Origin of the sequence: Prevotella sp. oral taxon 317 str. F0108, assembly GCF_000162415.1 — a bacterium.
GTDB lineage: Bacteria > Bacteroidota > Bacteroidia > Bacteroidales > Bacteroidaceae > Prevotella > Prevotella conceptionensis.
Genome location: NZ_GG740072.1, coordinates 507,271 through 534,263 on the forward strand (window position 1 = coordinate 507,271; position 26,993 = coordinate 534,263).

The 26,993-nt window shown below is 46.3% G+C and carries 21 protein-coding genes; 13 read left to right on the forward strand and 8 right to left on the reverse strand.

Annotation, left to right across the window (positions count from 1 at the left end):
• Positions 1 to 74: 74 nt before the first annotated feature.
• Together HMPREF0670_RS01805 and hemW are read right to left on the reverse strand one after the other, a co-directional pair.
• A complete protein-coding gene (locus tag HMPREF0670_RS01805; RefSeq protein WP_044077600.1) occupies positions 75 to 2,135 on the reverse strand; it encodes an OmpA family protein in 2,061 nt (686 codons plus the stop codon).
• 161 nt (positions 2,136 to 2,296) lie between these two features.
• Entirely contained in the window at positions 2,297 to 3,451 is a 1,155-nt protein-coding gene (hemW, locus tag HMPREF0670_RS01810) for a radical SAM family heme chaperone HemW (RefSeq protein ID WP_009229454.1), read from the reverse strand.
• 164 nt (positions 3,452 to 3,615) lie between these two features.
• Here hemW and HMPREF0670_RS01815 point away from each other — a divergent pair, with 164 nt between their 5' ends.
• The 3 genes from HMPREF0670_RS01815 to HMPREF0670_RS01825 all read left to right on the forward strand — a co-directional run bounded on the left by HMPREF0670_RS01815 (position 3,616) and on the right by HMPREF0670_RS01825 (position 8,261).
• Complete coding sequence (locus HMPREF0670_RS01815; RefSeq protein ID WP_009229455.1) at positions 3,616 to 5,778, forward strand: elongation factor G; 2,163 nt, start codon at positions 3,616 to 3,618, stop codon at positions 5,776 to 5,778.
• A gap of 219 nt (positions 5,779 to 5,997) precedes the next feature.
• A complete protein-coding gene (locus tag HMPREF0670_RS01820) occupies positions 5,998 to 7,557 on the forward strand; it encodes a sensor histidine kinase (RefSeq protein WP_009229456.1) in 1,560 nt (519 codons plus the stop codon).
• A gap of 5 nt (positions 7,558 to 7,562) precedes the next feature.
• Complete coding sequence (locus HMPREF0670_RS01825; protein WP_009229457.1) at positions 7,563 to 8,261, forward strand: response regulator transcription factor; 699 nt, start codon at positions 7,563 to 7,565, stop codon at positions 8,259 to 8,261.
• A 273-nt stretch (positions 8,262 to 8,534) separates the two neighbouring features.
• Here HMPREF0670_RS01825 and HMPREF0670_RS01830 read toward each other — a convergent pair whose 3' ends face one another.
• The gene (locus HMPREF0670_RS01830; RefSeq protein WP_019187963.1) at positions 8,535 to 8,714 is read right to left on the reverse strand and encodes a hypothetical protein; all 180 of its coding nucleotides are present in this window, start codon (positions 8,712 to 8,714) and stop codon (positions 8,535 to 8,537) included.
• Between the two features lie 111 nt (positions 8,715 to 8,825).
• Between HMPREF0670_RS01830 and rpsF the strand changes: the two genes are divergently transcribed.
• Genes rpsF through rplI form a run of 3 tightly spaced genes read left to right on the forward strand, consistent with a single transcriptional unit; the run spans position 8,826 to position 10,001 of the window.
• Complete coding sequence (gene rpsF / locus HMPREF0670_RS01835; RefSeq protein WP_009229458.1) at positions 8,826 to 9,173, forward strand: 30S ribosomal protein S6; 348 nt, start codon at positions 8,826 to 8,828, stop codon at positions 9,171 to 9,173.
• A gap of 2 nt (positions 9,174 to 9,175) precedes the next feature.
• A complete protein-coding gene (rpsR, locus tag HMPREF0670_RS01840) occupies positions 9,176 to 9,445 on the forward strand; it encodes a 30S ribosomal protein S18 (protein WP_009229459.1) in 270 nt (89 codons plus the stop codon).
• Between the two features lie 16 nt (positions 9,446 to 9,461).
• Positions 9,462 to 10,001 carry a 50S ribosomal protein L9 gene (gene rplI / locus HMPREF0670_RS01845; RefSeq protein WP_009229460.1) on the forward strand — a complete coding sequence of 180 codons (540 nt, stop codon included), beginning with the start codon at positions 9,462 to 9,464 and terminating at the stop codon, positions 9,999 to 10,001.
• Between the two features lie 1,057 nt (positions 10,002 to 11,058).
• Here the strand turns inward: rplI and HMPREF0670_RS17510 are convergent.
• A complete protein-coding gene (locus HMPREF0670_RS17510; RefSeq protein WP_009229461.1) occupies positions 11,059 to 11,193 on the reverse strand; it encodes a hypothetical protein in 135 nt (44 codons plus the stop codon).
• Positions 11,194 to 11,534: 341 nt separating this feature from the next.
• Here HMPREF0670_RS17510 and HMPREF0670_RS01850 point away from each other — a divergent pair, with 341 nt between their 5' ends.
• From HMPREF0670_RS01850 to pflA, 5 genes are all read left to right on the forward strand, one after another.
• Positions 11,535 to 12,161 carry a hypothetical protein gene (locus HMPREF0670_RS01850; protein ID WP_009229462.1) on the forward strand — a complete coding sequence of 209 codons (627 nt, stop codon included), beginning with the start codon at positions 11,535 to 11,537 and terminating at the stop codon, positions 12,159 to 12,161.
• A 357-nt stretch (positions 12,162 to 12,518) separates the two neighbouring features.
• Positions 12,519 to 13,406, forward strand: a complete 888-nt coding sequence (gene fabD, locus HMPREF0670_RS01860) for an ACP S-malonyltransferase (protein ID WP_009229463.1) — start codon at positions 12,519 to 12,521, stop codon at positions 13,404 to 13,406.
• Between the two features lie 56 nt (positions 13,407 to 13,462).
• Positions 13,463 to 15,613, forward strand: coding sequence for an alpha-amylase family glycosyl hydrolase (locus HMPREF0670_RS01865; protein ID WP_083786774.1), 2,151 nt, complete (start codon positions 13,463 to 13,465; stop codon positions 15,611 to 15,613).
• A gap of 470 nt (positions 15,614 to 16,083) precedes the next feature.
• Positions 16,084 to 18,333: a formate C-acetyltransferase gene (gene pflB / locus HMPREF0670_RS01870; protein WP_009229465.1), complete on the forward strand. Its 2,250-nt coding sequence runs from the start codon at positions 16,084 to 16,086 to the stop codon at positions 18,331 to 18,333.
• 200 nt (positions 18,334 to 18,533) lie between these two features.
• Positions 18,534 to 19,277, forward strand: a complete 744-nt coding sequence (pflA, locus tag HMPREF0670_RS01875) for a pyruvate formate-lyase-activating protein (protein ID WP_009229466.1) — start codon at positions 18,534 to 18,536, stop codon at positions 19,275 to 19,277.
• A 147-nt stretch (positions 19,278 to 19,424) separates the two neighbouring features.
• Here pflA and HMPREF0670_RS01880 read toward each other — a convergent pair whose 3' ends face one another.
• Positions 19,425 to 19,817 (reverse strand): membrane lipoprotein lipid attachment site-containing protein, encoded by a 393-nt coding sequence (locus HMPREF0670_RS01880; protein WP_009229467.1) that lies wholly within the window; start codon positions 19,815 to 19,817, stop codon positions 19,425 to 19,427.
• A 117-nt stretch (positions 19,818 to 19,934) separates the two neighbouring features.
• On the opposite strand from HMPREF0670_RS01880, the gene lepA reads away from it, so the two are divergent.
• Both lepA and HMPREF0670_RS01890 read left to right on the forward strand, forming a co-directional pair.
• Positions 19,935 to 21,716 (forward strand): translation elongation factor 4, encoded by a 1,782-nt coding sequence (lepA, locus tag HMPREF0670_RS01885; protein WP_009229468.1) that lies wholly within the window; start codon positions 19,935 to 19,937, stop codon positions 21,714 to 21,716.
• Positions 21,717 to 21,748: 32 nt separating this feature from the next.
• Positions 21,749 to 22,354, forward strand: coding sequence for a Crp/Fnr family transcriptional regulator (locus HMPREF0670_RS01890; protein WP_009229469.1), 606 nt, complete (start codon positions 21,749 to 21,751; stop codon positions 22,352 to 22,354).
• A 1,052-nt stretch (positions 22,355 to 23,406) separates the two neighbouring features.
• On the opposite strand, the gene HMPREF0670_RS01895 is transcribed toward HMPREF0670_RS01890, so the two are convergent.
• The 3 genes from HMPREF0670_RS01895 to HMPREF0670_RS01905 form a co-directional block, all read right to left on the reverse strand.
• Positions 23,407 to 24,318: a sugar phosphate nucleotidyltransferase gene (locus HMPREF0670_RS01895; protein WP_009229470.1), complete on the reverse strand. Its 912-nt coding sequence runs from the start codon at positions 24,316 to 24,318 to the stop codon at positions 23,407 to 23,409.
• Positions 24,319 to 24,508: 190 nt separating this feature from the next.
• Entirely contained in the window at positions 24,509 to 25,174 is a 666-nt protein-coding gene (locus HMPREF0670_RS01900; protein ID WP_009229471.1) for a phosphatase PAP2 family protein, read from the reverse strand.
• An 8-nt stretch (positions 25,175 to 25,182) separates the two neighbouring features.
• A complete protein-coding gene (locus tag HMPREF0670_RS01905; RefSeq protein WP_198009280.1) occupies positions 25,183 to 26,991 on the reverse strand; it encodes an LTA synthase family protein in 1,809 nt (602 codons plus the stop codon).
• Positions 26,992 to 26,993: the final 2 nt, after the last annotated feature.

Below are 26,993 nucleotides of genomic sequence, written 5' to 3' on the forward strand. Positions count from 1 at the left end.
TGTGAGTGTATATCACGAGAGTTAGCCTGTCGAAAGTGGAGTGGAATGGCTGAAACGTGCCCTCGCATGGATGTTTATTCCACGATGTCGAACACATCCTCCTTATCTTTCTCCGATTGTTTTGGCACTTTCTTCTGTTTTTTCAAGTTGCCCTTATCGTCTAGCAAACCATAGGTTGTGCGTTGAACCACAAATTCTGTTCTGCGGTTCAGCTGGTTGCATATCTCTTGCTTGTCTTTGTCTAGCTTGGTAATAAAGTCTTCGGTCAGCACATCGCCCTCTTTCAACCACTTATAACGCTCAGTCAGTTTCTTTCTGATGGTTTTAGGCTTTTCCTTACCATAGCCAACGGGGGTGAGTCTTTGTGGGGCGATGCCTGCGTCGATAAGGTATTGCACCACGGCATTGGCTCTATGTTGTGACAATACCTTATTGTATTCGGGCGTTCCGCGATAATCGCAGTGCGCACTTAGTTCGATAGTGACGTTGGGGTTCTCGTTAAGAAGTTTCACAAGTTCGTCTAGTGCCTGCTTTGATTCGGGGCGCAGGGTGTACTTATCCAGATCGTAAAAGATGTTGTCGATGAGTACGGGAGCCGTGATGGAGGCCAAGGGAAACTGCAAAACGTATTCGTGCGAGGTTTCGGAAGGTTTCACCGCTAGTTCTTCTTTGTGGTTGAGGTAGCCCTTGCAGGTGGCCAACATCACGTATTCAACGCCTGGTTTCACCACTTGTTTGAACGAACCATCGGCCAGCACGTTCAGTTTGAGGTTCGTTCCGTCGTTTCCCACCATAAATACTTGTGCCGCGGGCAGTTCGTAACCGTCTTGTTCGTACACCCATCCTTTAATGCTCTGCACTATTTCGGGATATTCGAAGGCGTAGATGTGGTCCCATCCGCGCGCATCTCCACGATTCGAAGAGAAGAATCCGCGGTTGTATGGGCCTTCGAAGGTAAGTCCGAAGTCGTCGCCATTCGAGTTTAGGGGAAATCCTAGATGCTCTATCGTCCATCGTTGGTCGGTATTTTGCCGCGCCACATACACGTCTAGCCCACCCAGGCCAACGTGTCCGTCGGACGAGAAGTAAAGATCGCCGTTGGGTCTGAATGTAGGGAAACATTCGTTGCCGGCTGTATTGATGGTTTCTCCAAGGTTCTCCATTTCTCCCAAGCCGTTGGTGGTAAGTCTAATGCGCCATAAGTCTTGCCCACCTTGTCCCCCTGGCATGTCCGAAACAAAGTAAAGCCATTGTCCATCGGGCGAAACGGCAGGGTGGGCGAAACTTGAAAGCGTGTCTTTCGATATGTCTAGTTTCGTGGCCTTTGCCCAAGCAGCATCCGAACGGGCAGAAGTCATCACCTGCGCATAACGCGGATAGTTGGGGTCTGTGGCGCATTGGGTAAAGTACATCGTGCGTTGGTCGGGCGAGAAGGTACAAGCCCCCTCGTCGTATTCGGTGTTCAGTCCGCCTTGCACGGGTTCGGGCTTGCTCCATTTGCCCTTGTCATCGCGTTCCGAAACAAAAATGTCGGCAGGTTTAGCGCCTGTTATTCCGCTTAGCGCATCGCCCTTGGCCTCGTTTCGCGTGGACGAGAAGTAAAGTTTGTTGTGGTCGTCGCCGAAGTACATGGGCGAATAGTCGGCTCTGTGAGAGTTAAATGCGTCCATGCGTTTTACAATATAGTGTGAGCCTTTGCTCTTAGCTTGCGCCGCTTGTTGTGCAGAGATAAGTCCTTCGTTGGCCAATTTGTTTCCAGGCAACGAGTCGAGGGCAATCTTAAATTGCGTTTCTGCTGCCTTGTATGCTCCCGTTTTGAGCAGTTGTCTGCCCAAAAGAAGGTGCGTGTTGGCGTCGGCTAGCCCAAAACGCAGCACATTTTGGTATGCGCCCACAGCCTTTTGGCTAGCGTTCATTTTGTCGTAGCAGAACGCCAGCTTGGTAGAGATGTGCCCTCTTGCGGCTTTATCTTTGGCTGGCGTTCGCGTATAAGCCTGTTTAAAATTATTGGCGGCATCGAAATATTCGCCCAGTGCCAAGTTTTTTTCACCCTTCTTGATGTAAGCGTCGGCACCACACGATGTGGCGATGATGGTTAAGACCATCAGAAGGGTGTTTATGTGAATTGGTTTCATCTTGTTGTTTCTTCGTATGAAGTTGGCAGCTTTTTGTATTAGCAACGTGCTTTTGGGCGTTTTATTATAATGGCTGGTTTAAAAGTTCCTGCTGCATAACAAGTGGGCTTTACTTAGATGGGCCCTGCCGTGGCTTTGGGTTTATGGTCTGCATGGCTCGTTTACACCTTCACCAAGTCGCTCATTACGCTATCACTGATAAAGATACCCGTTCTTGAAAGCGCAATGTTGTTGCCCGAAAGCACTAGGTGGCCTTGCTTTAAATGATGTTCGGCGGCTTCCAAAAGATACTGGCGATGCGCATTGCTTAACCTATTGAGGTCTAATCCCTCTTTTGTTCTGAGTGCTGTTGTTATCCAATCGTTGTATTTTGTGTCCTCGTTTAGCACTTCTCTTTCCATTGGCAGGATGCCGTTTTCAATGGCATCCATGTATTTTCGAAGGTTGGAGACGTTCCATTGGCGCGAGTTACCATCGTAAGAGTGAGCCGATGGGCCAAGTCCCAGGTACGGAATGGCTTGCCAATAGCTGGCATTGTGGCGCGACCTGAACCCTTCGCGAGCGAAGTTACTTATCTCGTAATGTTCGTAGTTGTTGGCAACGAGCGTGTCTACAAGTAGGTTGAACATGTCTAGGCTTAGGTTGTCGTCTATTTCCGACACGCGTTGTTGTTGTAGAAGTCGGAATAGTGGCGTGCCTTCTTCGTACATCAGACTGTAAGCCGAGATGTGTTCAACGCCAAGTTCAATGGCATTTTGTAAGTCTATGGCCCATTCGTCAAGTGTCTGTTTGGGAAATCCGAAGATAAGGTCGATGCTGATATTGTTGATGCCCACTTGTCTAAGCCTTTCAATGGCAGGTGCTATGTCGGTAGCCTTATGTCGTCTGCGAAGGAATGTTAGCCGTTCGTCGGAGAATGTTTGAACGCCCATGCTGATGCGGTTAACGGGCAGGCGGCTGATGGTTTGGGCAAATTGGGGCGTTATGTCGTCGGGATTGCACTCGATGGTTACTTCGACATTGGGCGAAATATGGAAGGCAGGTAGCTGTTGCTCCTTATTATATATGGTGTCGAACAGCCGTTGTAAGTTTTGTTCGCTTAGTTGCGAAGGCGTTCCACCGCCCAAATAAATGGTATCTATCGTTATCGCCGACGAGGGGAAGGCCTTGTCAAGCAGGTAATCGCGCCTCATTGCCAGCTCGGAACACAGTGCCTGCACAAGGCGGTCTTGGCTAGAAAGGGTAGTTGTGGTGTAGAAAGCGCAATAGATGCACCTGCTTGCACAGAAAGGAACATGTATGTAAATACCAGCCATCTTTTTCTTTTTAGGAGCAAAAGTACTAAAATGTTTTAAATTCTGTACACTTTTTATGTGATGTTTTGGTGGGGTGGTATAAAATACCTATCTTAGACGGCGGAAAAGGCAACGATGCTTTTCTCCATGAAACGTGAGATTACTAACACTTTAAATCTTTTGATATGAGGGTTTATCAGACGAACGAAATTAAGAACATTGCCCTAGTGGGCAGTGCGGGTTCCGGCAAGACCACTCTTGCCGAGGCAATGCTTTTTGGTAGTGGTGTAATCAAGCGCCGTGGCTCGGTGGAAGCAAAGAACACGGTGAGCGATTATTTCCCCGTTGAACAGGAATATGGCTACTCGGTCTTCCCGACAATATTCCATGTAGAGTGGAACAACAAAAAGCTGAACATCATCGACTGTCCCGGAGCTGACGATTTTGTGAGCGGAGCAATAACCGCGCTGAACGTTACAGACGAGGCCGTTATCCTGATTAACGGGCAATACGGTCCCGAAGTGGGAACACAAAACAATTTCAGATATACGGAAAAACTCAAGAAACCTGTTATCTTCCTTATCAACCAGCTGGATTCAGAGAAGTGCGACTTCGATAATATCATCTCGACCATGAAGGATATCTATGGCGAGAAATGTGTGCAAATTCAGTATCCAACGCAAACAGGGCCAGGCTTTAATGCCATCATCGACGTGCTTACCATGAAAAAATATTCGTGGAACGCTGAGGGAGGCTCGCCAAAGGTGGAAGACATTCCTGCTGAAGAAATGGAAAAGGCTACGGCTTTGAATAAGATATTGGTTGAGGCAGCAGCCGAGAACGACGAAGGACTGATGGAGAAGTTCTTCGAAAGCGAAACGCTTACCGAAGACGAACTGCGTGAAGGCATTCGCAAAGGTCTTGTAACGCGCAGCATTTTCCCCGTATTCTGCGTGTGCGCAGGCAAAGACATGGGTGTGCGTAGACTTATGGAGTTCTTGGGTAATGTGGTTCCGTTCGTAAGCGAGATGCCCAAACTGCACAATACTCGCGGTGAAGAAATAACACCTGCAGCGGAAGGACCTACCTCCATTTACTTCTTTAAAACGGGAATGGAACCGCACATCGGCGAAGTGTCTTATTTCAAGGTGATGAGCGGGTGCGTAAAGGTGGGCGACGACATGACGAACGCCGACCGCGGTTCGAAAGAACGTATCGGACAACTTTACGCTTGTGCTGGCGCAAACCGCATACCCGTAGACAAACTGAATGCAGGCGACATCGGATGTACCGTTAAACTTAAAGACGTAAAGACTGGTAACACCCTCAACGCTAAGGATTGCGACAATAAGTTCGATTTTATCAAATACCCCAATTCAAAATATTCGCGCTCAATAAAGGCCGTTAACACGCAAGACACCGAGAAGTTGATGGCTGCCTTGCTTAGAATGCACCAGGAAGACCCAACATGGGTGGTGGAGCAAAGCAAGGAGTTGCGACAAACCATCGTACATGGTCAAGGCGAGTTCCATTTAAGAACCCTCAAATGGCGACTGGAAAACAACGAGAAACTGCAAGTGAAATTCGGTGAACCGAAAATTCCTTATCGTGAGACCATCACCAAGTCGGCTAGCGCAGAGTATCGCCACAAGAAACAGAGTGGTGGTGCAGGGCAATTTGGTGAAGTTCATCTCATTATCGAGCCTTATGCAGAAGGCATGCCCGACCCAACAACCTATAAGTTGAATGGCCAAGATGTGAAGATGAATATCAAGGGCAAAGAAGAATTGCCGTTGGAGTGGGGAGGCAAGCTGGTGTTTATCAACTCGGTTGTTGGTGGAGCCATTGATGCACGTTTCATGCCGGCAATACTGAAAGGCATCATGGACTGTATGGAACATGGTCCGTTAACGGGCAGCTATGCACGAGACGTACGTGTTATCGTGTATGATGGCAAGATGCACCCCGTAGATTCAAACGAACTTTCGTTCATGTTGGCTGCACGTCGCGCCTTCTCTGACGCGTTTAAGGCAGCAGGACCAAAGATTCTCGAACCCATTTACGACTTGGAAGTGTACGTTCCAGACGATTTCATGGGCGACGTGATGAGCGACTTGCAAGGAAGACGCGCATTGATAATGGGTATGGACAGCGAAGCGGGATACCAAAAGCTGATGGCTAAGATTCCCTTAAAGGAGCTGTCTAACTATTCTATATCGTTGAGTTCGCTTACTGGCGGACGCGCATCATTCACCACTAAGTTTGCTAGCTACGAGCTTGTTCCGAACGAAATACAGCAAGAGCTTATTAAGGAACACGAGGCCGAGCTGGCTAATGAAGAAGAGTAAATTTGTTTAGGTTTATCATTAATTAAGTCCCTGGCAGCCATCGTATGTGGCTGTCGGGGATTGATACCATTCGAAAAACGCCTTTTTACCAGGAAAGCACTGAGAGTTAATTGCCTATATTCGCATACACACCGGCTTTTTCGTTAACGTATTTGAAAACTGGAAACGTTTTTAACATTCGAGTTGTGTTATCTCGTTTGCCCTGTTAATTTTGCAAATATGAAGAAAAGAACGATTTGGACAATAGCAATCATAATGGGAACTTCTTTCCTTGCTCTTCTGTTCGTACAGCTGAAGTATATTCAGGAGATGGCGGACATGAAGAAGGAGCAGTTTGATGAGTCTGTAAATCGAGCTTTATATCAAGCGTCGCGTAACATGGAACTTAACGAAACGCTTCGCTATCTTGAAAAAGACATTAACGAAACCGAGCATAAGGCACTTCAAAACGATAGTGCTAGTGGGCGAAACGGTTTGCCCGACGGCTCTTACCAACGTTCGCACCAATTGTCGCTTGGCGACAAGGGCGGCATGATGTACACGGCTTTCGAACTGAAAACCATTACAACCAAGCCCTCCCAAATGCCAAAGGCTATGATTTTGAGGAGCGACAAAAACTCGCTCTCCGAAGCATCGAAAGCCATGCAAGAGGTGGTGAAGAACAGGTATGTTTACCAACGCGCGCTGTTAGACGAGGTGGTCTACACCATTCTTTATTCGGCATCTGAGCGTCCGCTGAAAGAGCGCATCAACTTCAAGTCGCTAGATCAGGACCTTAAAAACGAATTGATGAGCAACGGCATAAACCTGCAATACCATTTCACGGTGTCAACGCCCGATGGTAGAGAAATTTATCGCTGTTCTGACTATTCGGAAGAGGGCGAAGACTATTCTTACTCGCAGGTGTTGTTCAGAAACGACCCCGCCTCTAAAATGGGATTGGTGAAGATACACTTCCCCGACATGAACAGCTACATCTATTCGAGTGTGCGTTTTGTTATCCCCTCGGTAATATTCACATTGGTGTTGCTTGTCACTTTCATCTTCACCATCGTGGTTATCTTCCGCCAGAAACGATACACCGAGATGCGAAACGACTTTATCAACAACATGACGCACGAGTTGAAGACGCCCATCAGCAGCATTTCGCTTGCCGCCCAAATGCTGAACGATACCAGCGTTACCAAGAGCGAGAGCATGATGAAACACCTGGGGGGCGTTATAAACGACGAGTCGAAACGCTTACGGTTCCTTGTAGAGAAGGTTTTGCAGATGTCGCTCTTCGACAAGAAGAAAGCCATCTTCAACATGAAACAGCTCGACCTCAACGAAATGGTCGAGAATATTGCACACACGTTCACCCTAAGAGTTGAGCATACGGGTGGTAAGATATATACGGACATAGAGGCGCTAGACTCTACCATCTATGTAGATGAAATGCACTTCCAAAACGCCATCTTCAACTTGATGGACAATGCAGTGAAGTATAAGAAACCCGATGGCCCACTGGACATATACCTTCGCACATGGAACGATGACGACCACCTTTACCTTTCGGTGCGAGATACAGGTATCGGCATAAAGAAAGATAATTTAAAGAAAGTGTTTGAGAAGTTCTTCCGTGTTCATACAGGCAACCTTCACAATGTGAAAGGTTTCGGACTGGGGCTCGCTTACGTAAAAAAGATAATAGACGTACACAAAGGTGAGATTTCCGTAGAGAGCGAATACGGCAAAGGAACAACGTTTACGATAAAATTACCAATAATAAAAGATTAAAGACTATGGACGAGAAATTAAAAATCCTGTTATGCGAGGACGATGAGAATTTGGGAATGTTGCTTCGCGAGTACTTGCAGGCTAAGGGCTATATGGCTGAACTTTGTCCTGACGGCGAGGCTGGCTACAAGGCCTTTTTGAAAACGAAGTTTGATATTTGTGTGCTAGATGTGATGATGCCTAAAAAGGATGGCTTTACATTAGCACAGGAGATAAGGCAAGCTAACTCTGAAATCCCCATTGTTTTCTTAACGGCCAAGACGCTGAAAGAAGACATTCTGGAAGGTTTCAAGATTGGAGCAGACGACTATATCACCAAGCCTTTCTCGATGGAAGAGTTGGTTTTCCGCGTAGAGGCCATACTGCGCCGCGTTCGCGGAAAGAAGAACAAGGAAAATACCTTATATCACATAGGCAAGTTCTTGTTCGACACGCAGAAACAATTGCTTACCATTGGCGGCAAGCAAACCAAGCTTACCACCAAGGAAAATGAGTTGTTGGCACTGCTTTGTTCGCACGCCAACGAGATTTTGCAGCGCGACTTTGCACTGAAAACCATTTGGATAGACGACAATTATTTCAATGCTCGCTCAATGGACGTGTATATCACGAAATTGCGTAAGCATTTGAAGGACGATGAAGACATCGAAATCATCAACATCCACGGTAAGGGTTATAAACTGATAACACCCGATGTGGAGTAGGCTATAAACTAAAAAGTTTCCGAGTTCGTTGGTTCGTGGGCTAGCTAGTTCATGAGTTTTTAAACTCTCAAGTTCTTCTGCAATTATAAGTTCGTAAGCTTTTAATTTGGGGAGAATAGGAGATGGCGTGTAAACTCATAACTCACAAACTCAATAACTCAAAAACTTAGGTAACTTAATTAACCTTAGCTTTCCATTTTAACGGGGTGCTTGGCAAATCTGCCAGTGCCCCGTTGACGCGTATGCTTTAACCCCATCGTATGTGACGCGGGCTTAATATTCGCTCGACTTCTTTTGCCAAACAACATGTAGCACGGCACCGCAAACCACCGAAACCAGTCCTACAAAGAGCGGAAGGTTGCTGTGCGTCCACTTGGCAAAGTAGCTAACGATAAATATAATAACGCCCATGCAGACCAACGCAAGGCCGATATATGGATAAAATTTCCTCATAATCAATCTAATGTGAAGACAAAATTACAAAAAAGGTTTGGTTAAATCAATAAAAATCAATACCTTTGCACCGCAATTTGCAAAATAACATTTATTAATTACATTTTCAGTATGAATCAATACGAAACCGTTTTCATTTTGACTCCCGTTTTGTCTGATGAACAGATGAAGGAAACGGTCGCTAAATTCAAGAAACTCCTCACCGATAAAGGTGCCGAGATTGTGAACGAAGAGGCCTGGGGATTGAAAAAAATGGCTTATGCTATTCAGAAGAAATCAACAGGCTTCTATTGTCTGTTGGAGTTCAAGGCCGAGCCAGAAGTGATTAAATCGCTCGAAACAGGCTATCGTCGTGACGAGAAAGTTATCCGTCACATGGTAGTGAAACTCGACAAGTACGCTGTACAATACGCCGAGAAGAGAAAGCACAAATGGACTAAAAAATTAGAGGAGGCTTAAACATGGCAGACAAGCAATCAGAAATTCGCTATTTGACCCCACCCTCGGTGGATACCAAAAAGAAGAAATATTGCCGTTTCAAGAAGAGCGGTATCAAATACATCGACTACAAGGATCCCGAGTTCCTCAAGAAGTTCCTTAACGAGCAGGGTAAGATTTTGCCCCGTCGCATCACAGGCACTTCGCTCAAATACCAACGCCGCGTGGCACAAGCCATCAAGCGCGCACGCCAAATAGCGTTGCTTCCTTATGTAACCGATTTGATGAAATAACGAGAGGAGGAACAGAATGGAATTAATACTCAAAGAAGACATTATCGGACTGGGTTATAAGAACGATATTGTAAATGTAAAAAGCGGCTATGGCCGTAACTATCTCATCCCTACGGGTAAGGCCGTTATTGCCTCTGAGTCGGCTAAGAAGGTTCTCGCCGAGAACTTGAAACAACAGGCTCACAAGCTTGCTGCCATCAAGGCCGAGGCCGAAAAGAAGGCGAAAGCACTAGAAGGCGTGGCACTTGTTATCGAGGCCAAGGTTTCTGCAACTGGCGCAACATACGGCTCGGTTAACGCAGCCACCGTTGCCGAAGAATTGAAGAAACAAGGCATCGAGGTAGACAGGAAGATTATCACCATGCGCGATATTAAGCGTGTTGGCGATTTCGAGGCTGTTGTTCACTTCCATAAAGAAGTGGAAATAGTTGTTCCTGTTAAGGTTGTTGCCGAAAACGCAGCTGTTGAAACACCCGCAGTAGAAGAAGCACCCGTTGCTGAGGTTGTTGAGGAAACTCCCAACGCCGAAGTAGAGAAAACTCCCGCAGCAGAATAATTTTGCACTGTAAAGCAAATCTATATGAACCCCGATTGGCCAAAGGTCAGTCGGGGTTTCTGTTTTCATGCCTTCTACATCCAGGCATCAGACTAATAAGGTGGGATGTGTAATTTTGAGATATTGAACGAAATTCTGCTCAACCCATAAACCCGCAAGCTCATCAACTCATCAACTCAACAACCCACACAAGCTCATCAACTCTTCAACCCCCAAGCTCATCACCCCCCCAAGCTCATAACTCATCAACTCAACAACTCAAAAGCTCGTAAACTCAAATACTCATCAACTCAAGAGCTCACCAACTCATCTACTTAAACCCACCCCAACCCATCAACTCATCAACTTAAAAATATTATTTTTATTTTACAATAGCGTTCTAATTTCCACTCAGTTCTAGCGAAAATTAAGGTAAAAAAGTAGGTAAATAGCCACTATCTCTAGCCATTCACGTCTTCTGAAGTGTCAGTTTTTAAGAAAATAACCTGCATTTTGTACCATTTAGCCTTTCTAGTTTGGTTGCCAGCTCGTAATTTTTCAAGCCCAATTACCCACTTTTAGACCCTAAAATCCTACTTTTTAACTACAATTTCGCCCTTTCCGGTCTTGTTTTCAATGGTCCTAAAAGGTTTTGTTTATTCCATTGCGGTGTATTTTTATGCGTTTCGTTACGTATTTAGCAGCTTTTTAGCTTGTGTTTAGCACCAAAACACACTGCATTTAGCACCAAAACGCATTGCATTTAGCACCAAAACGCACTGCGTTTAGCACCAAAATGCACTGCGTTTTGCGGCATATTGCACTTCATTTTGCTGCAAATAGCCTAAGAACTGGTGCAAATGGCGGTTCTTTGAAATAAATATTCATTTTACCGTATGCACAAGCTAACCCCCCTTTACGTCAAAACCAACCTTCGCGAGAATCGATTTTTCGCGGCAAGGTGAGCGGTTGGTGGACGAAAAGGGCACTTATAATGTTAAATTTATTACATAAAACTAGACAAAAGCGGTTGTGCTAAGTACGCGCGCATGGGCAACGGCACAGAAAGCACGTACGCTTACGACCGCCAGCGCGAGTAGTTGTAGGACATACTGCTCATGGCCAACGGAAACAGTATCATGGAAACGCAGAAGTCATCTGCCATCGACAGCCGGTTTTTGGGCTTGTAGAGAATGTATAGAATGACTTCCATCAGGTCATTTTTGAGACATAACCACGTTTAGCCACAGACAAATGGTGCAGAATTTTGGATTTTATCGTATCTTTGTCCAGTACTTCGTGCATGAGAGGGGTGTTTGTTTTGGTTTTGCATCACAAAGATAATATACTCCTCTCAATTCGTATAAACAATAAAAGTCGAGACAACTTCATTGTAAAAAAGTTTTGGACAATAAGGAGATAAACAATGTGCAATAGCAGCGACATCGTGTCCGCTGTTCTACCGAGGGCAGTGATCACTGTGGTTTTCGACATGCCCCCATTGGTTTATGTGCGACTAAATATGAGGGAGTTATCCAACCATTAACACCATTAATGATGGAAAAGGTCAGAGATTGTCAGTTGTTTATGACAACAACAGACGAAAAGATGTTTTGTAAGGCCTTGAGAGTTTTTAATCCTAATATATACTTTTTGGATGTAAAGCCCTCTTTTGAAGCGTGTATAGACGAGCGCTTAGTTACCGATGTAACGAGATTGGATAGTGATATCTTCTCAATAGTCAATCTTGACATGATTAGTAAGGGAGAATTGAGCAAGTGTTACAAAATGCGTAGCGGATATTACCACTTTTTCCAACTAGGCCGAGCTCAAATGCAATTCTTACGTTCAGCACCTGATAGAAATGTAGAAGGTTGTTTGCAGCATGGCAGGATAGCCGATTCGTATAAGATAGTCGACAAAGAAGAAAGGGCATGGAAGAATAAGGTGTATGCTATTCTAAAGAAAATAGGACAGAAAGTATATTGGTATTACACCTTACCCGATGGAACAAGAGAAATTTCACCTAAGCCAGAGAACAATCTGGTTGCATTTCCTGATGCTGCTGTAAACTATAATGGTAAGTCAGGTAATTTCATGATTCATAATCGAGCAAAGTTTGTTCCTCAAAGTATTGCCGTAAGCGAACTAAATGATAATCCAGACCTTGCAGGTGTATAAGGTGTTTTGTTGTCAAGATGGCAACGAGTTTGGAAACGCTATATGCTCGGTTGCATTTTATTAGACCCAAATCGGTTCATTACAGATTTTCAAAAGCAGCGTGTTATGAAAATCCTCCTTTATTATTTGGAATATGACCGGCGAGTTCACGCTTTGCGCGTGTTCAGTCTTTCCTTTGGCAAATTCAAAGCGTTTTTTTCTAATGAACTGATTGTGGTTAAATGTGTGTAATGGAATAATGTACAGCATTTGCAGTGAGCAAATAAGTATAGGGCGGCGATTATTTGCAGAGTTGGAAGAAAAGTATTAATTTTGCATAATAGTTAAAATCAATTACAACAACAAATTAAATTCGGTATGAAAGCATACGTTTTCCCTGGTCAGGGAGCACAATTTGCGGGTATGGGCAAAGACCTGTACGACTCAAAGCCTTTGGCAAAGGAATTGTTTGATAAGGCCAACGAGATACTTGGTTATAGTATCACGGACATCATGTTCAACGGAACTGACGAGCAACTTAAAGAAACAAAGATAACTCAGCCTGCTGTGTTCTTGCACAGCGTTATTTCGGCCCTTTGTTTGGGCGACGAATTTACCCCATCAATGGTTGCCGGACATAGCTTGGGCGAGTTTTCTGCACTCGTAGCAGCTGGTGCATTGAGCTTTGAAGATGGTTTGCGCTTGGTTTATGCCCGTGCAATGGCCATGCAAAAGGCTTGCGAAGTGGCTCCCGGAACAATGGCCGCTATCGTTGGTTTGGACGATGAAACGGTGGAAAAGGTTTGCCAACAGGTAAGCACAACGGGCAACGTGGTGGTTGCTGCCAACTACAACTGTCCCGGACAGCTTGTTATTTCGGGTAACATTGATGCTGTAAACCAAGCTTGCGAACTGCTTAAAGAGGCTGGCGCCAAGCGTGCGTTGCCCTTGAAGGTGGGTGGAGCCTTCCATTCGCCCTTGATGCAGCCCGCAAAAGACGAATTGCAGACCGCCATTGAGAACACTACGTTTGCTGAACCCAAGTGTCCCGTTTACCAAAACGTGGACGGACAGGCCCACACTGCACCCGAAGAGATTAAGAAAAACCTCATAGCACAGCTTACCAGCTCGGTAAGATGGACTTCTAGCGTGCAAAACATGATAAAGGACGGTGCCAACGACTTCACCGAATGCGGTCCAGGTAAAGCCTTACAGGGCATGATTGGTCGCATCGACAAGGCTGTTGCTGCACACGGCATAGAATAATCATTACTAGGGAACGCATTTCTTGCGCGTTCCACCTTTGGAATAAACACACCATCGTGAACAACAAGATTATCATATATCAGGTGTTTCCACGGCTTTTCGGCAATCGCAACCTCACTAATAAGAAGTGGGGGACGATTGCCGAAAATGGCTGTGGGAAGATGAACGACTTCGACGAACAGGCTCTGCAACGCATCCGCAAGTTGGGCATTAGCCACATTTGGTTTACGGGCATTATCCGTCACGCATCGCAAACAGACTACTCTGAGTACGGCATTCCCGCGCAACACAACGCCATAGTGAAGGGTAAGGCAGGTTCGCCTTACGCCATTACCGACTATTACGACGTCTCGCCCGATTTGGCCGTAGACGTTGAACATCGGTTCGAAGAGTTCAAGGCATTGGTGCAAAGGGTGCACAAGTGCGGCATGAAGGTAATCGTTGATTTTGTACCCAACCATGTTGCACGAGAATATAAGTCGGTTTGCAGGCCGAATGGCGTGGCCGACTTAGGTGAAAACGACGACACAAGCCTGCATTTCTCAACCAACAATAACTTTTATTATTGTTGGGGAAAGCCGTTCGAACCCTCCATTTCGCTTACCGATAGCGCAGGAAACACCTATCATGAACAGCCTGCAAAAGCCACAGGCAACGATCGTTTCGACAATCATCCTGGCATTAACGACTGGTACGAAACCATTAAGCTGAACTATGGCGTAGACTATTGCGACGCTGCTGGGCGTAGCGAGCATTTCGTTCCTGTGCCCAACACTTGGAAAAAGATGGTAGACATCCTTTTGTTTTGGGCAGATGCGGGCGTGGATGGTTTCCGTTGCGACATGGTTGAAATGGTTCCAACAGCCTTTTGGCAATACGCCACGGGCATTTTAAAGGAAAATTATCCGCAAACTATCGTCATTGGCGAAGTTTACGACCCCTACCAATACCGCGCTTATGTGCAGTCGGGCTTTGATTACCTTTATGATAAGGTGGGCATGTACGATTGTATGAAGAGCATTGTGCGCCAAGAAAGCCATGCGGCAGCCATCACTTATCAGTGGCAATCGCTCGACGACATTGGTAAGCACATGCTTTACTTCCTTGAAAACCACGACGAACAGCGCATTGCAAGTCCCTTCTTCTGTGGCGATGCCCAGCGAGCCATACCCGCACTTATTGTATCGGCCTTGATGCAACGCAACCCCATGCTGATATATGCTGGCCAAGAGTTCGGCGAACCAGGCATGGACAACGAAGGATTTAGCGGTATAGACGGGCGCACAACCATCTTCGACTATTGGACGGTTGGCTCTCTTTATCGTGGTTACTTCGACCGCGAAAAGCTTTCTGCACAAGAAAACGAGATTTATGCCCAGTATCAGCACATTCTTCGCATTGCGCGTGGCGAGTCGGCTATTGGTAAAGGGCTTTTCTTCGACCTGATGTACGTTAATCCGCAGTCAGATAATTTCAATCCTGCACGGCATTTCGCCTTCCTAAGAAAGTGGCAAGACGAATTGCTTTTGATTGTGGTTAACTTTTCTGGCGAAAGCAATAGCGTGCAGGTTAACATCCCTGGTCATGCTTTCGACTATCTGGAACTGCCCGAAGGACATTTTGGCGCGATAGATTTGCTCACTGGCGAAACTACCGTTGAGAACCTCGGCCGCGATGGGAACATCTCGATGACACTCGCTCCATATAACGGAAGAATTTTTAAGTTTAACACTAAGATGAAAGACAACGAACTATTGCTGTGCACGCACAATAAGGACGAGTTCCCGCCAGCGCATACGGCCGAACATCTACTTAACCAAGTGATGATTAGGATGTTCGATTGTGGACGCTCAACCAATGCGCACGTAGAGCGAAAGAAGAGCAAAATAAGCTACACGCTTGATAGAAAACCTTCGCGACAAGACGAGAAGGAGATAGAACGACGCATGAACGAGCTGATAGAAGAAGACCTCCCAGTTACCTACGAGCTTGTAGATAGGTACGACTTACCCGAAGGTATCGACCTCTCGCGCGTGCCCGACGACTATTCAAGCATGGTGAGAATCGTTAGAATAGGCGATTTCGATGCTTGTCCCTGCATAGGCAAGCACGTGCGTTCTACGGGGCAGATTGGCAAATTCGTGCTATTGGGTACCAATTGGGACGAAACGACACGTACTTTCCGCGTTCGTTTCAAGTTGGTGTAGGCCACATCCGTCGGCAGCGGCTTAGGGCTGTGCTTATACCATATTAGGTTGGTTGTCAAACGAAACCCAATTGTTAGTTTGGTTTCGTTTGGCTACCAGCCTATCTCCTTTTTGCTATTTTAACCGTTTGTTCCTTCCTGTCGTATCGTCAATTACGTTCATTTCGCTGCCTATCTCTTTTTTTTGCTCTTACGTTATATGTGCTTACTTTTGTCCATCAGTTTATGATGTTTTCGCATAAAGCGTTCGGGTAAATGTTCTTTTTGGTGTTATTTTGTTCTTTACTTATTGGCTGATAGGGAGATAGGCACGCACTCTTTGTTTTGTAATTAATGCAAAATACCCATAAATTAGTATTGTTTGGTACTGTTTTTCGGTGTAACTTTGCATCCGAAATCAGCTATTAAGCAGATATTCAGCTATGTTTTTGTGCGTTACGGCACATTATGTCAAACAAACATTGAACAAAAATGAGACAAGAATGGAGAGGCTTCACAGGCAAGAAATGGCTTGATGAAGTCAACGTGCGTGAATTCATACAGAACAACTACACCGCTTACGATGGCGACGAGAGTTTTCTGGCCGAACCGACAGACGCCACCAACAAGCTTTGGGGTATGCTGCAAGTTCTTCAAAAAGAAGAACGCGCCAAGGGAGGCGTCTTGGATATGGAGACCGAAGTGGTGTCTGGGATGACGGCTTACGGCCCAGGCTACATCGGCGAGAACACCAAAAGCCTCGAAAAGGTTGTAGGTATACAAACCGACAAACCCCTCAAGCGTGCCTTTATGCCTTATGGCGGCATCCACATGGCCGAACAGGCTTGCACTACTTACGGCTATAAACCATCTGAAAAACTGCACGAGATATTTACTAAATACTGTAAAACACACAACGACGGCGTTTTTGATGCTTATACTGACGAGATGAAGCTCGTTCGCCACAATCACATCCTTACGGGTTTGCCCGACACTTACGGTCGTGGGCGTATCGTTGGCGACTATCGTCGTGTTGCGCTTTATGGTGTAGACTTCCTTATCGACGAGAAGGAGAAAGACAAACGCAACTGCGGTTGCGGCGTTATGACCGAGGATATCATACGCTTGCGCGAAGAGATTTCAATGCAAATCAAGGCATTGAAGGAACTGAAAGAAATGGCCGAGATTTACGGTTACGACATTTCTAAACCTGCCAACAACGCTCGCGAGGCCGTGCAATGGCTTTACTTTGGCTATCTGGGTGCCATTAAAACGCAAAATGGTGCGGCAATGTCTGTTGGACGTATCTCCACCTTCCTCGATATATATATCCAAAGAGACTTTAACGAAGGCACACTCACCGAGGCCGAGGCGCAAGAGCTTATCGATCACCTTGTGATGAAGTTCCGTATGGTGAAGTTTGCCCGTATTCCAGCTTACAATCAACTTTTCTCTGGCGACCCCGTTTGGGCAACGCTCGAAGTGGCCGGTATGGGACAAGACGGCCGTTCGATGGTTACGAAGAGCGATTTCCGTTTCCTTCATACCCTCGAAAACATGGGACCATCGCCCGAACCCAACCTCACGGTGCTCTATTGTTCGCGCTTACCCGAAGGCTTTAAGCGTTATGCATCGAGAATTTCGGTGAAAACAAGCTCCATTCAATACGAGAACGACGATGTTATGCGTCCTATCTGGGGAGACGATTACTCCATCTGTTGTTGCGTTTCGGCCACACAGACGGGTAAGGAGATGCAGTTCTTTGGTGCACGTGCCAACTTGGCCAAGTGTCTAACCTACGCTATCAGCGGCGGTGTCGACTCTAAAACCCGCGAACAATGCGGTCCTGCCCTCCGTCCGATACTTGGCGACGTGGTTACTTACGAAGAATTCATGCCTCGTTTCATGGATATGATGGAATGGCTGGTTGGTGTTTACGTCAACACGCTTAACCTTATCCACTACATGCACGACAAATACTTCTACGAGGCAGCCGAGTTGGCCCTGATAGACACCGATGTACGCCGTACATTCGCAACGGGTATTGCTGGATTTAGCCACGTGGTAGACTCCATTTCTGCCATTAAGTATGCGAAGGTCAACATCATCCGCGACGACACGGGCTTCCCCGTTAAGTTCGAGACTGTTGGCGATTTCCCCCGCTACGGCAACGATGACGACCGTGCAGACGACATCGCCGTGTGGCTGTTGAAGACGTTCATGAATATGATTCGTAAGCACCACACCTATCGCAAATCGGAACCCACCACGAGCATCCTCACCATTACCTCGAACGTTGTTTACGGCAAGTTCACCAGCAACATGCCCGACGGCCGTCCAGCAGGTGCTCCTTTGTCGCCAGGTGCTAATCCTTCGTATGGTGCAGAGAAGAACGGCTTGCTGGCTTCGCTTAATTCGGTGGCCAAACTTCCATACGAATATGCGCTCGATGGTATCTCTAATACGCAGACTATCGCACCCAGCACACTCGGGCACAATGAAGAGGAACGCGTAAATACGCTTGTAGGCGTGATGGACGGCTACTTCGACCAAGGCGCACACCATCTTAACGTGAACGTGTTTGGTGTTGAGAAACTCATCGATTGCATGGAACACCCGGAGAAAGAGGAGTACGCCAACTTCACCATCCGTGTAAGCGGATATGCCGTTAAGTTCATCGACTTAACAAAAGAGCAGCAACTCGACGTAATTGCACGTCAGGCTCACAGCAAGTTGGCATAAAGAAACTTGGCGTTACGGCCATATATTTAAGTCCCTCTGCGCTTTTCCGTGGAGGGACTTTCTTCTAACGCTGTTCACCAACTCATCAGATCAGCATTTAGCGAACAACAACAATCAGGGCTATCTCATGCCCAGCAGGATAAATAATGGAAAACAATAACACGTTTGTTCCAACCAACGCGAACGCAACCAACGAGGCAATGCCACGTAAAGCTTACGTTCATTCCATCGAGTCGTTTGGTTCAGTAGATGGCCCAGGCATTCGTTTCATCATCTTCTTAAGCGGATGCAAGATGCGTTGCCGCTATTGTCACAATCCCGACACGTGGGCAATGAAGTCTGCCGACATGCGTTCGGCCGACGAACTTTTGCAGCAGGCGTTACGTTTTCGCCCCTATTGGGGTAAGGAAGGTGGCATAACGGTGAGCGGGGGAGAGGCTCTGCTGCAAATAGACTTTATGCTCGAACTCTTCGAAAAGGCAAAAGCACTAGGCATAAACACTTGTCTAGACACTGCCGCACAGCCTTTTACACGCCAAGAACCCTTCTTCTCTAAGTTTACTAAGCTGATGAGCTTTACCGATTTGGTGCTGTTCGACCTCAAGCACATAGATAACCAAGAGCATAAAAAGCTAACAGGGTGGGACAACACCAACGTGTTGGATTGCGCCACTTATCTCTCGCAAATCCAAACGCCCGTGTGGATACGCCACGTGCTTGTTCCAGGCATTACCGACAATGATGCTTATCTATATGCTTTGCGCGATTTTATCAAGACCTTGCACAACGTAAAACGTATAGAAGTGTTGCCCTACCATTCGATGGGAGCCTACAAATGGCAGAAACTGGGTCTGAATTATACGCTCGACCACATTGACAGTCCAACAAGCGAACGCGTGGAGAATGCCGAAAAGATATTGCTTTCGGCCTTGAATAATGATTAACCAGATGTGTTTCACCCTTGTTTCATGGATAAAAATAAGACAAAACACCATCAAAGATATTTTATTGTATTGCAAAGATACCCACACCTTGCACAGCAGGTAAGCAATTGGGCCAACAAGACAAGTGCTTGTTGGCCCAATTGTTAGTTAATACCTTTTCTTGGTGTACTTCGTTTCAAACAGCACCTTTTGTGGCTCTTTGTCCGAATGGCAGGTGTAGGCAAAGCTAAAACCAGCCTCTTTATAAGGTTTCAAACTCGTTGACTCGATAATCGATTTAAGCAGCATGTCGTCTATTAACTGCCTGTTCTTGTTGATGATGGCGGCATCGTCCATCTTGTCTACAAACGAACAATAATAGTGATAGGTCTTTGTTTCGGGATAAAACACCACGCTATCTGTGCGCGTATAGTTGGTTACGGGCGTGGGACAATACTTTGCCGTGTACTCCTTAGCCTCTCTTTCTGCTCGTTTTTCTATGCTTTCGTGGCACGCGGTAAGCATCGCCGCACCCAATAATAAGAAGAATATCTTTCTCATCGTTTCTTTATTTTAGTACAAAGGTAGCTATTATTTGCCAAAATTATAGGCGTAAGCAATAAAATCCCAATTAAAATACTTAACTTTGCCGTTAAAAATAAATCTTCTTTTCCAAGAATGAACCATATAAGAAACTTCTGCATCATCGCACACATCGACCACGGGAAGTCTACTTTGGCCGACCGTATGCTGGAATTTACCAAAACCATTCAAGTTACAGGCGGGCAAATGCTCGACGATATGGACTTGGAGAAAGAGCGCGGCATCACCATTAAGAGCCACGCCATACAGATGGAATACCAGTACGAGGGACAAAACTATGTGCTTAACCTCATCGACACTCCGGGACACGTGGATTTTTCTTATGAGGTTTCACGCAGTATCGCCGCCTGCGAAGGGGCATTGCTCGTTGTAGACGCAACACAAGGCGTACAAGCGCAAACCATCTCGAACCTCTATATGGCCATCGAACACAATTTGGAGATTATTCCCATCATCAACAAGGTGGACATGCCCAGCGCCATGCCAGAAGAAGTTGAAGACGAGATTGTTGAACTGCTGGGTTGCGATAAGGCCGACATCATACGCGCATCGGGTAAGACGGGCGAGGGCGTTGAAGACATCCTTAAAGCCGTTGTGCAAAGGGTGCCACATCCCACAGGCGATGATAATGCTCCACTGCAAGCGCTTATCTTCGACTCGGTGTTTAATTCCTTTCGTGGAATTATTGCCTACTTCAAGGTGATGAACGGCGTTATACGCAAGGGCGACAACGTGAAGTTTTTCAATACGGGCATGGAGTATGCGGCCGATGAGGTGGGCGTGCTTAAAATGGATATGGTGCCCAAGCAAGAGTTGCGTACCGGCGAGGTGGGCTACATCATCAGTGGAATAAAAGATGCCAAAGAAGTGAAGGTGGGAGATACCATTACCCATCGCGACAAACCATGTCAATCGGCCATAGAAGGCTTTCAAGAAGTAAAGCCAATGGTGTTTGCTGGCGTCTATCCCATCGAACCTTCGGAATACGAAAACCTGCGCGCATCGCTCGAAAAACTGCAACTGAACGATGCCTCGCTGACGTTTTCGCCTGAGTCGTCGGTGGCTTTGGGATTTGGTTTTAGGTGTGGTTTCTTGGGTTTGCTGCACATGGAGATTATACAAGAGCGACTAGACCGCGAGTTTAATATGGATGTCATCACCACGGTACCCAATGTTTCGTACATGGTTTACGACAAGATGGGCAACGAACGCGAGGTGCATAACCCTTCGGGATTGCCCGACCCAACGATGATAGACCATATAGAAGAACCCTACATCAGGGCATCTATCATTACCAACGTTAACTATATTGGGCCGATAATGAAACTTTGCATGGATAAGCGAGGCGAACTTATCAACCAAGAATATGTTAGCGGCAATCGCGTTGAACTGCATTTCATGCTGCCTTTGGGCGAAATCGTTATCGACTTTTACGATAAGTTGAAGTCTATTTCCAAGGGTTACGCCTCGTTCGACTACCATGTCGATTGTTTTAGGCCTTCGCGATTGGTGAAACTCGACATCTTGCTGAACGGCGAGGCCGTTGATGCCTTGTCTACGCTTACCCACTTCGACAATGCCACGACCTTTGGTCGCAGGATGTGCGAAAAACTGAAAGAGCTTATACCCAGACAACAATTCGACATCGCCATACAAGCTGCCATCGGTGCAAAGATTGTTGCACGCGAAACGGTGAAGTGCCTTAGAAAAGATGTAACGGCCAAATGTTATGGTGGCGACGTTAGTAGAAAGCGTAAGCTACTTGAGAAACAGAAGAAAGGAAAGAAACGTATGAAGCAGATTGGAAACGTGGAAGTTCCGCAAAAGGCTTTCTTGGCCGTGCTGAAACTCGACTAAACCGCTGCAAGAGAGAAGAAAGGAGTGGAGACATGAAAGAACTCAACAATACGACACGTGACATTGCTCGCGAGTTGGCGAGAAAGTATAGCACCATGACTCACGACGAACTCGACATTTTAGAGAGCGTCTTGGTGCCGATGAAGTTTGCCAAGGGGGAAATCATTCTCAAAGAGGGCGACGTTTGCGAACATATTTATTATGTGGAACGTGGCCTTACTCGCCAATTCTACTTTAAGAATGGCAAGGAACTTACCGAGCATATCGGGGTGGAGCACACTATCGTGATGTGTATCGAAAGCCTTTTTAAGGAGAAACCCACTTACTTACAACTGGAAGCACTCGAACCTACGCTCATCTATGCCATGCCTAAACATAGATTGGAAGAGGTGGCCTTGCACAACGTTAACATTCAGATATTGTACAGAAAGATATTGGAGGAGAGTCTCATTATCTCGCAAGTGCATGCCGACATGTTGCGTTTTGAAACGGCACAAGACCGCTATCTGAAACTTTGTAAACAGTCGCCACAAGTTGTTTTGCGTGCGCCGTTGGTGTATGTAGCCAGCTATTTGCAGATGACTCCCGAAACCCTTTCGCGTGTTAGGGCGGCATCGTTGTATGCAGATAAGGATTAAGTTGGCATCTTTTTAGTCCTTTTGTACCTTTCGCATATTTGCGTTAGGCCTTATTTCTTGTGTCCTTTTTTATCTTTGGCTGGCATCAGAATGATGCAGTCAACCCCGAATTTGTACAGTTTTCAGTGCAAATTTTAACATTCTGAGTACCCTTTCTGTCCACCAATCGCTCACCTTGCCGCAAAAATTCGATTCTCGCGAAGGTTGGTTTTGATGCAAAAAGGGCTCAGCCTGTGCTTACGACAAAATGAATATTTATTTCAATGAACCGCCATTTGCACCAGATTTTGGGCTATTTGCTGCAAAATGTAGTGCGTTTTGCTGCTAAATGGCGTGCAATATGCCGCTAAACGCAGTGCGTTTTGGTGCTAAATGCAGTGTGTTTTGGTGCTAAATGCAATGCGTTTTGATGCTAAATGCAAGGTGAAATGCTGCTAAATGCGAGCCGAAAAGCATAAATATCCATTGAAATGGTATAAACAAAAACCTTTCGAGGCATTAGAAACATGGCCAAAATGGGCAAAACAGCTGTTAAAAAGTGGGGTTTTGGTGCCTAAAAACGACTAATTGGGCTTGAAAAATTACGAGCTGGCGACCAAACTAGAAAGGCAAAGTGGTGCTAAATGCAACCGATATGCTCAAAATTTGACAAAATTGGAAATGGATTTGGCGGATTTTAGGGTATAATTGTCTGTTTAGAGACCCTTTTTTCGCTAGAATGGAGTGGGGAGGATAGTGTGTTTTGTAAAGTCTTGCGTAGCCTTTTAAGTTTTTGATTTTGTTAGTTCATGAGCTTTTAAGTTGCTGAGTTGTTTGGGTTGATAAGTTTGTTGGTTGATGAGTTTTTAAGTTTATGGGTTTGTTTGTGGATGAGTTTTTAAGTTAGCGAGTTGTTCTGTTTGTGAGATTGCAATCCTACCGCGCATTGAATATTGTGGCAACGAATGTTTTTTGTACACGCTAAGCCACATGCAAAAACTAGTGGTAGACTATTGTGCGCGAAACAGAACACACAACAGACTACCACTTATCTTTTATCCTTTGAGCCTGCCTTAGAACAATTTGGCAGGATATACGCCTTCGTTAATGAGCGATTGTATGCGTTCAACCGTTCCTTCGCGGTCGGCCGAATAGGTAACGCCAAACCATTTGCTGGTGGTGTCAAGCACTTTCACGGTGGCCGTCTTGTCGTTAACAAGCTTGTTCACCATCAATGGAATGAAAAATTCTGCTTTCAGGTTGGTTTGGTTCTTCTCGTCTGATAAGAACTCCTTAAAATAAGCCTCGCTGTAATCGAAGTAGTCGGGAGTGAAACCCCACATGTTCATTGACACGGGCGTGTTGTCTGCAATGGCCACCCATTGTCCTTGCTCGTCCTTATAGCACACCTTACCGTCTACGCGCATAATCTCGGTACGCTCAACCACAGTGGTAAGCAGTTCGTTTTCGTCTGTCGAGCAAACGCCGCGAGCCACTGTTCCGTTTTCGCTGAGTGTGTTTCCAACGCGGAAACCCACCATAGCGTAAGCGTTCTTCGCATTATCGGGTAGTTCGCTAAGGAACTTACCTATCACCATGAACGAGTCGCGATTGTAGAAGTCGTCGCAGTTGATAACGCAGAACGGCTCCTTGATAACGTCTTTGGCCATCATTACGGCGTGGTTTGTTCCCCAAGGTTTCTCTCTTCCTTCGGGAACGGCGAACCCTTCGGGCAGGGCATCTAAGCTTTGGAACACCAATTCGGCAGGGATATGCCCCTCGTACTTAGACAATATCTTCTCTTTGAAGTCTTTCTCAAAGTCTTTGCGAATAACAAAGACAATCTTTCCGAACCCTGCCTTGATGGCATCGTAGATGGAATAGTCCATGATGGTTTCACCATTAGGGCCAAGTCCGTCGAGCTGTTTCAACCCACCATAGCGGCTTCCCATGCCTGCGGCGAGTAGTAAAAGTGTTGGTTTCATTGTTTACCTGTTATGTTATTGTATCTGCAAATGTACTTAAAAAGATTGACAACACAAACAAAGGCTGGCTTGTTTTGCCTTTATTGGTTGTACTTTGTGGGCAAAGCGGGCTTATTGCTGCTTTCACCGTGTGATATAAAGCTAGGATGAGATCCGTGGTTGGGAGCTTGTGACCCTATGTGTCTATGTGCTATTGAACACAGGTTTGTACGGCCGAAACAATGGCTAAAAGCACGAAGGTAGATGTCCCTACGATGGAGATAAGCTGGGTGTGTTTGGCCGTTTTAACCTCGGTAAGCGCGTAGTAGCGGTTTACAAGGGCGTAAAGCGCAAAGGCAACGATGGTGCCCCATACGGCTCCTGCAAGTAGGTCGCCGGGATAATGAACGCCCAAGTAGGCTCTGCTGTAACACATGGCAAGTGCCCAAAGGAAGAAGAACGCAGATAAAATCTTGTTACGGAAGAGTAGGGCGGCGGTAGTGGCTAGCATAAACGAGTTGGAGGCGTGACAAGAGGGGAATCCATAATCGCCACCTCGATAGTTGTCTACAATGTGAACGAGGTGACTAATGCCGCTTCCCAATTGAGTTGGGCGGGGGCGATTAAAGATTGGGCGGATGACTTCGGCACAAACGAAGTCGGAAAAGAAAAGCGCAACCCCGATGGTTGCCAGTATTGCCACAAGCTTGGGCTTAAAGCCAAGGCGCATGGCTAGCACAATAAAGATGCCCACGTACATGGGAACCCACACCCATTTTCCTGAAACAAGGTTCATAAACTGGTCGAAGAAGGGCGAGTGGAAACTGTTAATCCATAGCAGCAAGGCTGCATCTAAGTCGTTGAGCGTCTTTATCATCTATGTTGTTAGCGGTTGGAAATGTCGTCGTAAAGTTTCTGCAAGTAGGCTTTGCCGTATGGCAGGTTCTTTCCTGGCGTCTTTCCGTTGTCCAAAATGGTTTTGTTTGTTTCGCAATTGTAGAACACGGTGTTGTCTGTTGTCTTCATCATGAACGCGTTGGGTACGGTTGAGAAGGCAAAATGGGGCACATTGGGGTTGAGCATGTCTTTGCTGAACGTAAATTCGCTGTACGAAAAGCCTAGCTGTGACAGCAAGGTTGCTGCAATATCAGCTTGCGAACCAAGCGTGGCGATGGGGCCTTTGGCTTTAAGTGCGCCGCCAAGCAAAAGCAATGGAATGTGATAACGTTGTGGCGAATAGTTATCCATGTCTTCGGGGTAGCATCCTTGATGGTCGGGAACAAGTACAACGAGTGTGTTTTTCCACGACGGGAGCTTCTTTAAGGCGGCCACGAACTTACCTAGGCAGTTGTCTGTATAGGCAAATGCGTTCAGAATTTTGTTGTTCAGTTTCTTAAAGGGCACGTCGTATGGTTCGTGGCTGCTGCTTGTTTGTATCACGCTGAGGTGTGTAGCGTTGGGTGCTTGGCTCTTGATGTCGGCCAAAGCGCGGTCGAACACGTATTGGTCGGGCACTCCCCATTTGCTAAGCCGCAGCTTAATGGGGAAGTCGGCATCCGAAATGAGGTCTTCAAAGCCCGCTGTTGTTACAAACGAACGCATGTTGGTGAAGTCGGCATCGCCGCCATAATAGTATTTTAGCTGGTATCCCGCCTTCTTTAACTTTTGTGGAAACATGGGCATGTTGCCTGTTTTGTTGGGATACTTCATGATGCTCATCGTGGGTTGGGCAGGATAACCGGCTAAGATGGCTGCCAATCCGCGGTCGGTTCTGAAACTGTTGGCGTAGAAGTTGGTGAACAGCACGCCTTCGTTAGCCCATTTGTCCATGTTCACGGCCACGTTGGCCGTTCCTCCCATGCTTTTCATGATGTGTGCCGAAAAGCTTTCTAACACCACCATCACGATGTTGGGCCTGTTGGTGTTGAGTAACTTAAAAACCGCATCTGTTCCCCCTTGCTTTGTCTTATCGGTGATTTGCGAAAACAACTTGTTGGCTTCGTCGGCAGCCATAAAGCGGTATTGGTCTTTGGTGTCTTCGTCGTTCATCAACGAACTGAGCAGGCTGAAACAGGGATTGATGGCTGCGTGATTTAACTTTTGGTTCTCGCTGTAATATACGCGTCCAAGATTCATTGTGGATGTTCCCAGACTTCCGCGTATGGGAACGAACAGCAAGGCAAGCACAACAACCATTACGCCCGATGCGATAAGCCTATCTTTGGCGATACCTTTGCTTTCGGGGAACGTGCCTATGGTCTTGCATAGCATGAAGAACAACATGGCAGTGAGCAGCAACACCACCACAACGCCCAACAGTACCCACCAGATGGGCACTGATGCCAGCGCATCTTTGGGCGAACTGAGAAAGTAGAAAAACGGTGTGGAATCTATCCTGAACTGCCAAAAGCCGTATAGCACGGCATCTGTGCAATAAACGATACTGATTAAAAACGAGGCGAGGGCCAAATACGTTCTGTGCAGAATGCGAATAAGGGCAGGGTGCAACCAAATGGAGATAAGGGCAAGCAGAGCTGGAATGATTGTGAAATAGCCAGCCACAGATACGTCCATTGGAAGGCCATGCCAAATTACTGCAAGATAATCTGTAAAGTTGCAATCCTTAAAGGCACTGTGGTTGTAAAACATGAATACAGGTTTAAGGATTACCGAGATAGCGGTAAACATGACCATGT